Below are 14,119 nucleotides of genomic sequence, written 5' to 3'. Positions count from 1 at the left end.
TTGCGTGGTTGGAGAAGTGCCGTCGATTGTGGAAGAACTGTGAACGCAAGCTCGACACCAGCTTGCAATTCATTCAGTTTGCCTTTCTGACTCTTCTTCTGCGGAGACTTTGAACAGGTTCTTAGAACCCGTCTAAAGTCTCGCGAGCTAGAACAAGACAAGGCGAAAACAGCTGAGGAAGCGGAGTTTACGAGCAGTAAATGAGCATTCCAAGGGTGTTTTCAACGCCGTATTGCTGACGCACAGCAGACTTTAGACAGGTTCTTACCACGGAGTCTTGATTCCAACAGGATATCCGCCATGACCGAACCCTTGCTGATTGCCAAGACCGGCGATAAAGCCCTTGCCCTGTTGCCTGCCATGGCCAACCGTCATGGTTTGATCACCGGCGCAACGGGCACCGGCAAGACCGTCACCTTGCAACGTATGGCCGAGGCCTTCTCGCAAATCGGCGTGCCTATATTTATGGCTGACGTAAAAGGAGACCTATCCGGCATAGGCGCGGCGGGGGCTGAATCGCCCAAGCTCAAGACCCGCTTGACTGAGTTGGGATTGACCTTGGACTACGCGGCCTGTCCGACCACCTGCTGGGATATATATGGCCAAGCCGGCCACCCAATTCGCGCCACCATATCGGATATGGGCCCTTTGTTGCTGGGCCGCTTGCTCAATCTGAACGAAGTACAGGCTGGGGTATTGCAGCTGGTATTCAAGATTGCCGATGACAACAATTTGTTGTTACTCGACCTCAAAGACCTGCGGGCAATGATTCAGCATGTTGGCGACAACGCCAAACAGTTCACAACCGAGTACGGCAATATCTCGGCCGCCAGCATCGGCGCTATCCAACGCGGGTTGCAAAGCCAGGAAAGCCAGGGGAGCGACCAGTTCTTTGGTGAGCCCATGCTCGATATCGCCGACCTGATACAGACTGATGCCAACGGCCATGGCGTGGTCAATGTGCTGGCAGCCGACAAGCTTTACAACAGCCCCAAGCTCTACGCCTCCTTTCTGCTGTGGTTGTTGGCTGAGTTATTCGAGCAACTTCCCGAGGCGGGCGATCTCGACAAACCCAAGCTGGTTTTCTTCTTCGATGAAGCCCACCTGTTGTTCAACGATGCGCCGGACGCCCTGGTGGAAAAGGTCGAGCAAGTGGTGCGGCTGATCCGATCCAAAGGTGTCGGCATCTACTTCGTTACCCAAAATCCACTCGATATTCCCGAAACCATCCTGGGCCAGCTTGGTAACCGCGTGCAGCATGCGCTACGAGCCTTCACCCCGCGCGACCAAAAAGCTGTCAAGGTGGCGGCCGAAACCCTGCGAGCCCCCCCCCTTTAATGCCGAAACCGCCATCATGGAACTGGGTGTAGGCGAGGCGCTGATTTCATTTCTCGATGCCAAAGGCAGCCCCACTATCGTCGAGCGTGCTTATGTTGCTCCACCAGCCTGCCGGCTCGGCCCGCTAACGCCAGCCGAGCGCAGCGCACTGATTGAGCAGTCGTTGGTCTATGGGCACTACGAAAAAACAGAGGACCGTGAGTCGGCCTACGAGAAATTGCGTGGAAACACAGTAACAGCAGCACCTAGCACTACCGCTACGCCACAAAGCGCCAAACCAGAAAAAGACGGTGGTTTCTTCGGCGGCGCGCTGGGGCAGATTCTGTTCGGAACTACCGGACCACGTGGCGGCCAGCATGACGGCGTAGTGCAAACCGCTGCCAAGAGCATGGCCCGCACCATGGCCAACGAGGTTGGCAGGCAGATCCTGCGCGGTGTGCTGGGCTCCATCATGGGTGGCCGCAAACGCTAAGAATCTGCTTACGATCCTACTGCGCAGCCGTGATCAGGCCTCATGTGCTGCTCGAAAGCCTCATGTACCCAAGTACATTCCGGTTTCTGCGCTGCGCTTCACCCTGCTGACGACTGCTCGCTACAGATCGTGAACAGATTCTGGAATCTCTGCAAAGTCTCGCGAGCTATAGCAAGACAAGGCGAAAACAGCCGAGGAGGCGAAGTTTACAAGTGGTAAATGAGCATTCCGAGGCGGTTTTTAACGCTGTATTGCTGAAGCGCAGCAGACTTTGAAGGTCATTAGAAAAGCATGCCCAAGGTCGAAGCCTTAATCGCCGCCTCCGTCTTATTGGCCGAGTGCAGCTTTCGCATGGCATTCACGAGGTGAAATTTGACGGTGCGTCCATCAATGGAAAGGATGATGCCGATTTCGGCATAGGTCTTACCTGTCGAAGTCCACTTAAGCACCTCCCGCTCGCGTGCCGTCAACGCCACTTCACACTCAGGCATTAACTTCGGTGCCAATTGCTGGCACATCGCGCTGTGTACCAGCCGCGTCAGCCAAATCATGCGCAGTTCTTTCTCGTCGCGTTCGCCAGGCGTGATGGCGTCGGCAGACCGCACCAAGGACAACAAGCCGCGTAACCCGAACTGCCCCTGTGAAGGCATACACCAGCCGTGGCGCAATTTGTGTTGTCTGGCCTCTTCCCAAAATCCGGGCTGGGATGTGGGTTGATCTGCAGACCATAGCAGAGGAGAAGCCTCTGTCAGGCCGTGTAATACCGTGGGATCAACTTCGAAGTAATTGTTTTCCACATAACGCTGAGCCCACTGGCTAGGGTAATCCGACATCATGGAATAACGTGGACTGCTGACAGGCAGCGGTAACCGCATACCGTATGCACAATAATCAAATTCCAGTTCACGCGTAATCCGCTGCAATCTATCGAAAACCTCGTCTTCGGACTTCGCCGACGCAAATTGGTCGATATAAGCTTCGCGCCAATCATTCATCGCCCATTAACTCCAACACCCGCAACACGCCCGAACAGGCAGTGTGCGACAACTGCATATACGCGTACGATATATGCATAGTCCTGATAACTGCCGACAGAACGGGGAAAGAAGGCGCGTGCTGCACTGTCGCAGGCAAACGCTGGGGCCCGCTTTTGCCGCGATTTTGGAATGCCGATGCTAGCGCTTGCACCTGATGGCCTGATACGACTGACATTTGCCGACCTATGCAATATCCCATTACGGCAACACATGATTTGGCAGGACACAGACTTGCTGCTGGAACTGAAAGGATTAGGCATCAAGCCCAGCCTCGCCGGATTCTGTGAATGGGTGAGTGACACCGCCACCCCGCAAATCAGCATCGGATGGGCTTGGTTTCTGCCGAGCACCACAGAGCGGGCGATTCTAGCCCCCGGGGGAGTCAGCAGCAATGTGATGCTCCGTACGCAAACCGGCTATGACCTAGGCTCTACCAAGACAGCGGAGCTATTGCTGGCATGGGTTACAAGCTTGGATTGGCAGGGTTTTATTACAAGCCACTGACCTATCTGGTGGGCGATATATCCTGTAATTCAGAGATTGAACAACGCACAAAACTTGCTGATATACCTGTTAAGTGTTGCAGAAAATACTCACTTACCTGTAATAGACCGTGATTTGTCTGCTGCGCATTTCAAGCGCACAAGGGCAAAAGCGCTATAGGTACCCGGATGCCATACCTGCCATATGGCACACGTGACACCTGCCACACCCCCGCTGGCATTGCCCTTAAGCCCCACCCTAGTCGTACGCCATTACTGCAAATCACAATGTCATCAAGGGTAGTGCCTTCAAACCTGCCCGAAGGGGCAGCTACTGGGCTACAGATTGCTCACGTCTAATTGACGCCATCGTCAGTAACAGATTGAGCAACATGCTTCAGATGGTTTCGGGCACCCGGGCAGAACTTCAGGAAGAGATGGAGATTTCGCTGGCGCGGTTCCGCTACCGTGTGTTCGTTCAGGAACTGGGCTGGCCATTACCCACTGACGATGAACTGGAACGGGATGCTTTTGATCGCGACGACACCGTGTACGTCGTTGCTCGTAATGCATCAGGGGAAATCTGCGGTTGTGGCCGTCTATTGCCCACGACACATCCCTACTTACTGAGCGAAGTATTCCCTGAACTGGTGGGTGACATGTCATTACCGCGCGCCAGTGATATATGGGAATTGTCACGGTTTGCCATCAGCGCACCACAAGGTGTTCACCTGACTTCGACCGAAGCATGGCAAAACACTTGCCTTCTGATGGCAAACATCGTGAATACCGCAACACAGCAAGGGGCAGCTCGATTGATCGCCTTCTCAGCAGTTGGGAACGAACGGTTGTTGAGAAGAATGGGCGTCAACGTCCACCGTATTTCAACACCACGGTTGATTGATGGGAAACCGGTACTCGCTTTCTGGATAGAAATCGATGACCAGACCAAAACGGCGCTTGGCATCAAAGCTGACCAAGCCATGCGAAGTACAGATCGCCCGGCCCCAAGCTGGAACGGTGACTTATGCAAGGGCATGTATACGGACTGTTGCCGCTCATAACATTGCACAAGCAGTAAGCCCTATCTCTTTCATTCACATATCTTTTTTGCTGAACAAGCACATAGACCAAGGTATCAATATGGAATCGACTAACACTGTAGCGCTGGATTACCTCCGTTCAATACGTACCCGCCTTGACCGCGGCGACCGCCGTATCCACATCGACTATCCACTTCAGTTCACCAAAGGCAAGGGACAGCCCACCCAATGTGAGCTTTTCGTCGACCGGGCATTACGCGAGCGCGTCACCACCCTGACGGAACAACGCGGGGGCTTCGCCAACTTTATCGCTCGCTACCAGGATTTCGACCCACGCATGGTCGACTCGCGCTGGCCTGCTCACTTTCCGGTCCATGTACTCAGTGCAAAAGGCCAGATAGTCGACGGTCGCAATATCTTCATGTTCTTCCCGGAAGTACTGGGCCTCTCTACCGGCCAAGAGAAGGACTACTTCGGCCTGGAGCTGATCGACATCTGGGATGCCGTATTTGATCAGGTGGTAACACCATCTGTGCAGCGGCTGTTCGACACACAGACTCAATTCGACTATTTCGAGGCTTGCTGCACACAACGGCGTGAATTCATTTACTTGGCTTCCATCTTCCACGAAATCGGCCATCGGGTCGGCCCGTGGAAAGTCTCGCCCACTAAGGATGAAAACATCCACCTGTCCAAGATGCAGGTCGACATCATGGGTGAATTGAGTACGGATACCTATGTGGTGAAGTTCCTGGCTGAATTCCCGGAACTGGCCAGTATCGTTCTGTACCAGCGCCTGTTCTGGTTTGGACGCATGCATTACGACCAGAACAGCCTGCATGGCGCGCTGAACACCGACAACGATGCCTGGATCGGCGCATACCTATGGCAAGTTGCAGAACAAGTCGGCTGCCTGAAACACGATTCTGCAACCGGACTTTGGCATATCGATCGGGACCGGATCGCAAGCGTCTTCGATGTGGTGTTCGATGCGTTGCAAGCCATCGGCGCCCGGTTACTGAATGAGACCAATCAGGTCAATGTACTTCAGCGTTGGATCGGAGAGCGTGTACCACAAGACGAGGATGGCCTGTTTGTCTACCCGGACTCGATGGCCCAAGCACTGCGCCGCTGTGCCGATGTCCCCACCCGTGTCCGCGTACACCAACCAATCAAGGCTTAGTCATGTTCGGCCTTCCACAGTGCCTTGCAATTGTTGCCGTGGCGGTATGGGCAGTCATGCCCATCCTGGTCAAGCATGCGGCTTTTGAGTCCAACATCTCATTGTTTCTGGTAGTGCGCTTTACGCTTTCGACCATCCTGCTTGCGGCAGTGATGGGCGGTATCGTACGCAAGCTATCGGCCCAGAAGCCAATTGAGTGGCTGGCCTTCCTGCTGCTCAACGGTGTGATCTACTTCCTGCAGACAATTGCGTTGCAAGCGTTGCCGGCCACGCTCTATATCGTGGTCTTCTCGCTCACACCTATCTTGTGCCTTATCACACTACGGATACGGCTGAATTCCTGGGGTTGGTTATGCGTGGGCATCACCCTGGTGTCCTGCATCTGGTTCGCACAATCCGGCAAACACGATACAAGCAGTAGCCTGAGCTGGACCGCCATGCTGGCGATGCTGGGCGGGATGGTGAGCTGGGCAATATACAGCGCCTTCATCATCCGTTTTCAAACAACCTTCAGCGATGTGGAAATTGCCGGGCTAAGCAGCGTGTTTGGCTTGATGGCTGCGCTGCCGATCTGGGCATTCAGCGGGTTCAGCACCGCAGGGGTAAGCGGCTTGCACCTGGGTGGTGCGGCGTTGATCGGACTCATCGTACCAATAGGCTACTACGCTTACTCGTATGCGCTGCGTAAGACCCCGGTATTCGCGGTGACATCACAATATTTCGAACCCATCCTGGCGCTGGTGGTTGCTGTGGCACTTACCTCTGAAACCATTACGCCCCAACAGGCCGTTGCTGCACTGATCTGTATTGCAGCGGCGGTGATGGCAGAACGAGTAGGAAAACAGCATGCGGCAGGATAGATTGGCAGTCCGTATCGACAGGGATGACATCGGCTTCGCTGCGGCGCACTTCACGATTTTTTCAGCAACCGAACGCGAAGGGCTGCATGGCCATAACTTCACAGTGGGCATGGAAGTCATTGCCCAGGGCGAGGAAAACGGCATGATCTTCGACTACCGCCTGTTGAAATCGAGACTGCGCGAACTTTGCCGCGAACTGGACGAACGCATGCTCTTACCAGCCCGGTCTGCGTATCTGCATATCAGCCGCGAGGGTGACAATGTGGAGTGCCGGTTCGGTAAAGATAAGTTTACTTTCCCCTACCGTGATGTCGTCATGCTGGAATTGCAGAACATCACATTGGAAGCATTGGCAGAGTGGTTTCTCGGCCGCTTGCTGGAAACTGCCGAACTGCCACGTGAACGGCTCGCGGAAATCAGCGTCAGCGTTGCCTCTTCGCGTGGCCAGCAGGCAAGACGCCAGGCGATTCTGTCATGAGGACTGCCATTGTTACCGGCGGCAGCTCCGGCATCGGCGCTGCGATCTGCAAGCGTTTTCTCGACGAGGGCTGGCGAGTAGCCAGCATCTCTCGACGGCCACCGACGTTGACCGATGTTCACCATATCGCAATCGACCTTGCGCAACCGGACTGGCCAACGTCGCAACTGGAAAGCTACCTCGATAACCACGCTGGGTCTGTGGCGCTCGTACACAACGCAGCATCATTTCAGCATGACAAAGCCGACGCTGTGGATGCAGCCTATCTGGCGACTGCTTTCCAACTTATGGTTGCCAGCCCAGCCAAGCTCAATCAATTGCTTGCCCCACGCCTGGTTGCCGGCTCCTCCATTCTCTATCTGGGTTCAACACTGTCAGATATCGCCGTACCAGGGGCTTTTTCCTACATCGCATTGAAGCATGCGGCTGTAGGGATGATGCGCGCCACCCAACAGGACTTCAGCGGCCGGGGAGTTCACAGCTGTTGCATTTGCCCCGGTGTCACCGCCACGCCGATGGTGCTTGCCAATACCGCCATCGACGACACCTTCCTGCGCGAACGCGTGTCATTCGGCCGTCTTGTGGCACCCACTGAAATTGCCGACCTGGTCCATGTCTGCGCCACTTCGCCGAGCCTGAACGGCGCGGTACTCCATGCCAACCTCGGTCAGATCAATCGCTGACCCATCGCGCAAAACCTTTAGGAAACCTGACTCATGCTTAAAAGAATCGTCGTTCTCGAAACCTCCGACGTTGGCGCCCGCTACACCGGCCTGGCTATCCGCCAGCTTGGATTCGAGCCATTGTTTCTTGTCAGTGGCTTGGCCCAATACCAGGCTGACACCCGACGCCAACTGGTGGAATTCGATGTATTGGAATGCGGCAATACGCGCGATGCCGATATCGTTTGCCAGGCACTGACACATCTGCCAACCGATGCCATCGAAGCAGTGACCACCCTGCTCGATTCACGCATTGGTGTGGCGCAGCAAGTGGCCACCAAACTTGGCGTTCGCGGCCTGGACCCAGCTTTGGGACGCATCAGCGCAAAAGCCGAGGTTGCCTCGCTGCTGCCAGAGTACAGCCCTCACACCATCACGGTAAAAGTGGGTGACGATCTTTCAGCGGCGCTAGCTGGTGTGTCTGCTGGCCAGAGGTTGATCGTAAAGCCATCGCACGGCGCTGGCGCGCAGGGCTATGCCGAATTCGATGTGCAAGATGGCTATATCGAACAGCTTCAACAGCATATCCACCATCAGGCAGATGCATTACGCGTGGACACCTTCCTGATTCAAGAACGGCTGAATGGGCGGCTGGTCAGCCTTGAAGGCTATGTGATCGAGGGGGCTTGCCATTTCCTGGGCTTCAGCTCACGCAAGAAAATACGGCAAACCGAGACGGCCAATCTTTTCCCGGCAGACAGTCATCTATCACAAGCCGCGCGCGATACGGCCAAACAAGCTATCGCCACCTTGGTTGAACGCGCCGGTTACCGTCAGGGTTATTTCCACAGCGAGTTCCTTGTCGATGGGAATACCGCCCGGCTGATCGACGCCAACATCGGCCGCATTGCAGGTGCTGCCGTTTCTGAACAAATGGCAATTGCCCTAGGGATCGACCCGGTCGCCTTATTCAGGCACGTAGTCGGTGTAGGTAGCCTGGGGCTGACACAATCGTTATCGGTACACGCACCACAAGAAACATTGTCGGTCTTCTATGGACTATTGGAAAAGGAAAAGCTCGAAAGTATCGTGCTCCCGAAGGCTTGGAGCCTACGGCATACACAGCTATTGGATGAGCAGACTGAGATTCCGGCCATGGGTGGCGACAACTGGGCATGGATTGGATTGGCATCTGGTCCGGCAAAGCAAGTACTTGAGCAGATCGACCAGATCCAGCTCATCACTAGCAAAGGCACCCGTACGCCGTACTACCTGGAAGCAGGCCAGACACTGACTGATTGGTAACGGTAGAAACACAGGGGACCGCCGATTGAGTATGTCGGGCTCATACTCCGGCAACCTCACTTACCACTCCGAACAAGACGTACACCTAGGGCGAAGCCGCTGCTGCGGCCATCGATTTCACCGCTGAAAAAATCCACGTGATACACCAGCGGTGATATGCCCTTTACCTCGGTGGCGCTCCAATACGGCGCACCTTCCCCTTGGTCCCTGATGTTGGGGAACACCGTGGCGTTAACTGCGGGATTACTGCACTTCGACTCCACAATGCTGTAAAGCTCCTCTATTGTGGGTAAGCGCCAAGCATTGCCCATTTTTTTGGCGTATTTCTTTGCCTCACCCCACTGCATAAGCTTTATCTCCCCAGTACACCGTCCTTCTTTTTGCCATGTCGTGCCCGCGCTGCACCGGCTCCAGGTCAGACTTGTCTTTGTGTCATACGCCTCACCATCCTTCAGAACAAACCGGGATGTCGGTGTACTGGCGACGCTGGATTTGTCGCAAGATGCATAGATAACGGCGGGATAGCTGCAGGCTGCGATGATGAAACAGGCGAAGGATTTTCTCATTATGGAAACGAATTCGAGAGCGCAGCTGACTGCAAACAAAAAAACATGCCATTCAGATCGTAACTAGTACCCGGTATCGAAGACCAGAAAATCCATCTCGTCAGGCATAGAGTCAATCCAGCAGCGTAATTAAACTGCTGATCTGAAAGGAACAACGAATACCGACTCGACAAACACCTCGACTCAGTCACGAAATTCAACTTAACGGGCTTAGAGAATACGATTCAGGAAAGGTTCAGCCCGGTCACGCATAATCGTTCCCAAGTTCACCGCCATGTGAATGGCATAAATCAAACACCAAGGAGCAAGAAAATGAACAAGTCAATGCTGGCCGGGATGGTAATCGGTGGTGCCGCGGTAGTTTCGATGGGCGCTTTTGCTGGTTACCAAGCACTGAAAGGCCCTGAATACGCTGAAGTACTGCAAGTTGTCGCAGTGAAGGAAACCATCAAGACACCGGAAAAGGTTTGTCACGATGTTCAAGTAACACACAAACGCGCAGTGAAAGATGAAAACCGAATTACCGGTACTGTGATTGGCGGCTTGATTGGTGGTGCACTGGGTAACCAGGTAGGCGGCGGCAATGGCAAGAAGCTGGCTACGGTTGCAGGCGCAGCCGGCGGTGCTTACGCAGGTAACCAGGTTCAAAAGAACATGCAGGATGGTGACACCTACATCACCACCAAGCAGCGTTGCACTACCGAAACTAAGACCCACGAGCAGACCGTTGGGTACGACGTGCAATATCGCCTGGATGGCAAGACTGCGATGATCCGCATGGACACCCCACCAGCCAGTGACCGCATCCCGGTCAAGGACGGCCAACTGCAACTGACCAGTGTCGCCGTTGCACCAAAGATCACTAACTGATCACACAACCCGATTCTCTTGTAGCTCCCTGTTTGGGCACCTTCGGGTGCCCTTTTTTAATGGGAGATACCTCAACTTCTACAAGGGATCATCCGCTAGCAACGCCATCAGATCACCCGCTGGGGGTAACCAGAAGGAAAAGCTGGCGCCCTGCCCTGGCTGACTCTCGGCCATGATGCTGCCATGGTGGCGAAGCACGATGCGCTGTGCAATGGCGAGACCGGTACCGCTGCCTGTAAAGCCCCCCTGGCTATTCAAGGTTTGAAATGGCGCAAAGAGCCTGTCGATCGCTTCCGGTTCAAACCCCCGACCATTATCCTGAACGACGATCTCTCGTCGCCCTTCCCTTTGTCGTTCCATCACCTGAATGTGGGGTGCAGCGACATTCTCAATAAATTGCCAGGCATTGCGCAGCAGACAATCAAGCAATATGCGCATCAAGCCTGGATCTGCATGGATCAGCAGCGGAGACACCACATCGAATTGCAAGCCCTCGTAAGGTTGGCGCTCTTGCAGATCTGCCACAATCTCGTGCGCCATATCTGTCAGATTCACTTTACCCACCGCCAGTGGGCGCAATGAAATCTTCGACAGGCTGACCAAATCATCAAGCAACCGTCCCATCCGCTCGGCGGCGTTCAATGAACGATCCAGGTAGTCCAAGCCGGTCTGGTCAAGTACAGAAAGATAGTCTTCGCGGACAATGCTGCAAAAACCATGAATAGCACGCAACGGCGCATTCAGGTCATGCGAAACCGAATAGGTAAACGCTTCCAGCTCTCGCATGGTTCGGTGTAATTCGTCGGTCCGAGTAGCTACCTGAGATTCCAGACTGGTATTCAGCTGCGTGACTTCAACTTCCCGCTGCAGGCGCTCCAGCTCCGCTCCGGCACGTCCGGCGAACAGTTCCAATACCGAACGGATCTGGCTGACATTGGTCGCAATCTTGTCATCCAGTACTTCAAGCAAACCCAATACGGTGCCATCCGCCGCACGCAAAGCTACACCGACATAGCACTCGGCCTTCATATCGACCAACAGCTTGTCTTTCGGAAAGTGTTGCTGAACATCCGCAGGGTAGATACAGAAATCGTCACTGAGCACATTGGCGCACGGCGTACCCCATAGTTCATATACAAGCGGCTCACCCAGTTCGCCTTCCACACTCAGTGCAATTGCCCTGGCATGGGTGGGTTGTTCGCGTGGGTATACTTCGGCCACCATCGCATAACGCACCCCCAGCGCACTACCCAGGTTAACTACCAGCGATTCAAAATAGGGGCGGCTTACGCGGTCGGATGTACCCATCTGTATCGAATCAACCAAAGCATTGAGACGTGCAGTATGTGTAATGTCCTGGTTGATCCCCGTCATGCGGCGCGGTGTACCGTCATCCAGTCGATCGATCCAGGCCATAGCCTTGATATGCCGCCACCCACCATCCGGATCACGTACCCGGAATGTGGTGTCAAACTGCTGATCACCACACAAAGCCGCATCGATTTCCTGATCGACACGCGATACATCTTCCGGATGCAACATTGCCAACCAGCCTGCCGCGGTTTCGTTGCCCGCATCTGAAGCCCAGCCATATATCTCGTACATGGTTTCATTCCAGATCACCGTCTGGTTGCTCAAATCCCAGACAAACACACCCAAATGGTCTGAATACGCCGCTTTCAAGAGGGCGTCGGTAATCTCACCCGAATCCTGCAAATTCGCGATGGATGTAATGGACAGCTGAGAATAGTCTATCAGCGACATGGGCCTAAGCAACGGGTAGCACAATCCAGTCTAGGGTATGTCCCGTCGCATTTCACGCAACTTGCATCAAGAGTGCATTCAAGCGCTTTATCTCTGATAGCTGCTCGCGCCCAATATCCGATCAAGCCGTTACGTCTTTTGGGAGGACAGCCGCATCCTGGCTCGATGTACCTCACCAGCAGCCAAAGTAATACCAGCCATGCCGACGTTGCCACGTTCCACACAGACATATTCAGGCCAATGAGAGCCAATATCCGACACAGACTCGGCAGCAGGCCCAGGGTTCCAGACCACTGCACTACGCATGAGACTGGCATCGATATGAACGCAACGATCCCCATCCTTTAGTAACAAGGGCGCTTCGGCGTTCTCAAAAATGGCATCAATGGGTTTATCGAGCTGGATAACGCCCTGCTGCGGTGTAGTCACATGCCCCACTTCACGACGCAAACGCCCGTCCAGGCCTTCGACCTGACAACGGCGTACATCACCAACTGCAAAGTAGCTGTGCAAGGCGTAACTAAAGTTGATGGGCTGACTATCCCGGTTCTCTACCAGGAAATCGAACTGAAGGGCGCTATCCAGCGTTATCGTCAGCGTCACACGGAAGGCATGTGGCCATAATTTTCGCGTTTCGTCGCTGTCGCATAGCTTGAAAACCGCACAATCCGGCTGCAGCTCACGCAAGGTCCATATCTGATTACGCGCAAAGCCATGTGCCGGCAGACCATCCGGGTGCTTGCCAAACCAGGGAAAGCAAATCGGCACACCGCCGCGTATGGCCTTGCCTGGTTCGGTACTCGCCAAGGGGGACAACCAGAGAAATGGCACCCCATTCAAATCAGCATCAAGCACCTGTGCACCCTGCCGGCTGATACGAGCACGGCCATGGGAAGAAACGAGTTCAATAGTGTTCATCGTAAATCGCTATCCATATATTTCAGGCTTACCAATTATCATTCCAAGGATATTTTCAACGCCGTTTACGAACGCGCAGCAGACTTCGGACAGCCTCTCAGGCCAGACTGAAGCGATAACAAAGGTCTGAGTCCTGCTGTCGCCGCAACACCCCTGCATGCCATAGATGATTCAAATGAGCGATGCATTCAGCAAGCGCGAACATCGTCTGGTAAAGATCAAATACCCGTCCGAACAATACAGGTAACAGCTCGAATGCTGTTACGGGGCCTCGGATTGCAGCGCTCAGTGTGGCTAAACGTTCCTGATGATGTGCGTGCAAAGCCGCCACCCGTGGGTGGATGCCTCGAAATGGTCGCCCATGGGACGGCAGGACCAAGGTATCGTCGGGCAGGTCGAGAAAGCGGTTGAGCGACGCGAGGAACAGCTTGAGTGAATCGCCATCCGGTTCGCTGGCCCAAACACCCACATTGGTGGAAATCTTCGGCAACAACATGTCACCAGCAATCAGACATCGCTTTTCTTCGCAATAAAGCGCCATATGCTCGGGTGAATGGCCATGGCCAGGTATCGTCACCCAGTCCGCATCACCCAGATGCAAGGTATCGCCGGCCAGGACGCGGTTAAAGTTCAATGGCAGGCTTTTCACTCCCCACCGATAAGTATTACCCCGCTCCCGATATTGGATCGCCTTGCCTGCAGGCAGACCGTGTCGCCCAAAATGCGCATTCAACGCCACGACATCGAATCCGGGCAGGCCATGCCATAGCGCATGCGCGGCTGTAAATTCACCAAGGCTGCAATGAAAAGGGGCAGAAAAGCGCTGCACCAGCCAATCTGCCAAGCCAATGTGGTCGGGGTGGTAATGCGTAGCCACCACACGCTGCATCGGCAGCCCTGCCATCGTCCCATTGAAATGCTGTTCCCAAAGCGCGCGGCTCTCTTCGGAATCAAAACCCGTATCTACTACCGTCCAGCCATGCTGTTCACGCAGTAACCACAAATTGATGTGGTTCAAAGCAAACGGCAACGGCATTTGCAACCAATGTATACCAGGCCCTACCTCGATGGTCTGGCCGGACACCGGTAACTGGTCATGCCAGGGATAGCTAAGACGGTTCGGCATACGATGCTTCTGTAA

The 14,119-nt window shown here is 54.4% G+C and carries 13 protein-coding genes and 2 pseudogenes; 10 read left to right on the top strand and 5 right to left on the bottom strand.

The window, feature by feature from the left end:
• Window positions 1–113 (top strand): annotated as a pseudogene (locus ACUHMQ_RS13740) (IS5/IS1182 family transposase); the annotation flags it as partial.
• Window positions 114–300: 187 nt separating this feature from the next.
• Window positions 301–1,810: pseudogene (locus tag ACUHMQ_RS13735) on the top strand (helicase HerA-like domain-containing protein).
• Window positions 1,811–2,091: 281 nt separating this feature from the next.
• Here ACUHMQ_RS13735 and ACUHMQ_RS13730 read toward each other — a convergent pair.
• Complete coding sequence (locus ACUHMQ_RS13730; RefSeq protein ID WP_445296028.1) at window positions 2,092–2,805, bottom strand: autoinducer binding domain-containing protein; 714 nt, start codon at window positions 2,803–2,805, stop codon at window positions 2,092–2,094.
• A 177-nt stretch (window positions 2,806–2,982) separates the two neighbouring features.
• On the opposite strand from ACUHMQ_RS13730, the gene ACUHMQ_RS13725 reads away from it, so the two are divergent.
• From ACUHMQ_RS13725 to ACUHMQ_RS13695, 7 genes are all read left to right on the top strand, one after another.
• On the top strand, window positions 2,983–3,351 hold the full coding sequence (locus ACUHMQ_RS13725; RefSeq protein ID WP_445296027.1) for a DUF4902 domain-containing protein: 369 nt from the start codon (window positions 2,983–2,985) through the stop codon (window positions 3,349–3,351).
• Window positions 3,352–3,721: 370 nt separating this feature from the next.
• Window positions 3,722–4,393 (top strand): acyl-homoserine-lactone synthase, encoded by a 672-nt coding sequence (locus ACUHMQ_RS13720; RefSeq protein WP_445296026.1) that lies wholly within the window; start codon window positions 3,722–3,724, stop codon window positions 4,391–4,393.
• 79 nt (window positions 4,394–4,472) lie between these two features.
• Window positions 4,473–5,555, top strand: coding sequence for a hypothetical protein (locus ACUHMQ_RS13715; protein WP_445296025.1), 1,083 nt, complete (start codon window positions 4,473–4,475; stop codon window positions 5,553–5,555).
• Window positions 5,556–5,557: 2 nt separating this feature from the next.
• The gene (locus ACUHMQ_RS13710; protein WP_445296024.1) at window positions 5,558–6,415 is read left to right on the top strand and encodes a DMT family transporter; all 858 of its coding nucleotides are present in this window, start codon (window positions 5,558–5,560) and stop codon (window positions 6,413–6,415) included.
• The gene (locus tag ACUHMQ_RS13705) at window positions 6,402–6,893 is read left to right on the top strand and encodes a 6-pyruvoyl trahydropterin synthase family protein (protein ID WP_445296023.1); all 492 of its coding nucleotides are present in this window, start codon (window positions 6,402–6,404) and stop codon (window positions 6,891–6,893) included. The genes ACUHMQ_RS13710 and ACUHMQ_RS13705 overlap by 14 nt, the downstream gene beginning before the upstream one ends.
• A complete protein-coding gene (locus ACUHMQ_RS13700) occupies window positions 6,890–7,576 on the top strand; it encodes an SDR family NAD(P)-dependent oxidoreductase (protein WP_445296022.1) in 687 nt (228 codons plus the stop codon). Before ACUHMQ_RS13705 ends, ACUHMQ_RS13700 begins: the two co-directional genes overlap by 4 nt.
• 33 nt (window positions 7,577–7,609) lie before the next feature.
• Window positions 7,610–8,860 carry an ATP-grasp domain-containing protein gene (locus tag ACUHMQ_RS13695; protein ID WP_445296021.1) on the top strand — a complete coding sequence of 417 codons (1,251 nt, stop codon included), beginning with the start codon at window positions 7,610–7,612 and terminating at the stop codon, window positions 8,858–8,860.
• Window positions 8,861–8,916: 56 nt separating this feature from the next.
• Here the strand turns inward: ACUHMQ_RS13695 and ACUHMQ_RS13690 are convergent, their stop codons facing one another.
• The gene (locus tag ACUHMQ_RS13690; protein WP_445296020.1) at window positions 8,917–9,426 is read right to left on the bottom strand and encodes an Lcl C-terminal domain-containing protein; all 510 of its coding nucleotides are present in this window, start codon (window positions 9,424–9,426) and stop codon (window positions 8,917–8,919) included.
• Between the two features lie 312 nt (window positions 9,427–9,738).
• Here ACUHMQ_RS13690 and ACUHMQ_RS13685 point away from each other — a divergent pair, with 312 nt between their 5' ends.
• The gene (locus ACUHMQ_RS13685; RefSeq protein ID WP_445296019.1) at window positions 9,739–10,296 is read left to right on the top strand and encodes a glycine zipper 2TM domain-containing protein; all 558 of its coding nucleotides are present in this window, start codon (window positions 9,739–9,741) and stop codon (window positions 10,294–10,296) included.
• Window positions 10,297–10,374: 78 nt separating this feature from the next.
• Here the strand turns inward: ACUHMQ_RS13685 and ACUHMQ_RS13680 are convergent, their stop codons facing one another.
• The 3 genes from ACUHMQ_RS13680 to ACUHMQ_RS13670 form a co-directional block, all read right to left on the bottom strand.
• Window positions 10,375–12,060: a sensor histidine kinase gene (locus ACUHMQ_RS13680; RefSeq protein WP_445296018.1), complete on the bottom strand. Its 1,686-nt coding sequence runs from the start codon at window positions 12,058–12,060 to the stop codon at window positions 10,375–10,377.
• Between the two features lie 129 nt (window positions 12,061–12,189).
• Entirely contained in the window at window positions 12,190–12,978 is a 789-nt protein-coding gene (locus ACUHMQ_RS13675) for a D-hexose-6-phosphate mutarotase (RefSeq protein ID WP_445296017.1), read from the bottom strand.
• A gap of 97 nt (window positions 12,979–13,075) precedes the next feature.
• Window positions 13,076–14,104, bottom strand: a complete 1,029-nt coding sequence (locus tag ACUHMQ_RS13670) for an MBL fold metallo-hydrolase (protein WP_445296016.1) — start codon at window positions 14,102–14,104, stop codon at window positions 13,076–13,078.
• Window positions 14,105–14,119 lie beyond the last annotated feature (15 nt).

It is taken from the genome of Chitinimonas violaceus, assembly GCF_052601015.1.
The sequence above is the reverse complement of the archived record's forward strand: the minus strand, read 5'-3'. Positions and strand labels throughout refer to the sequence as shown.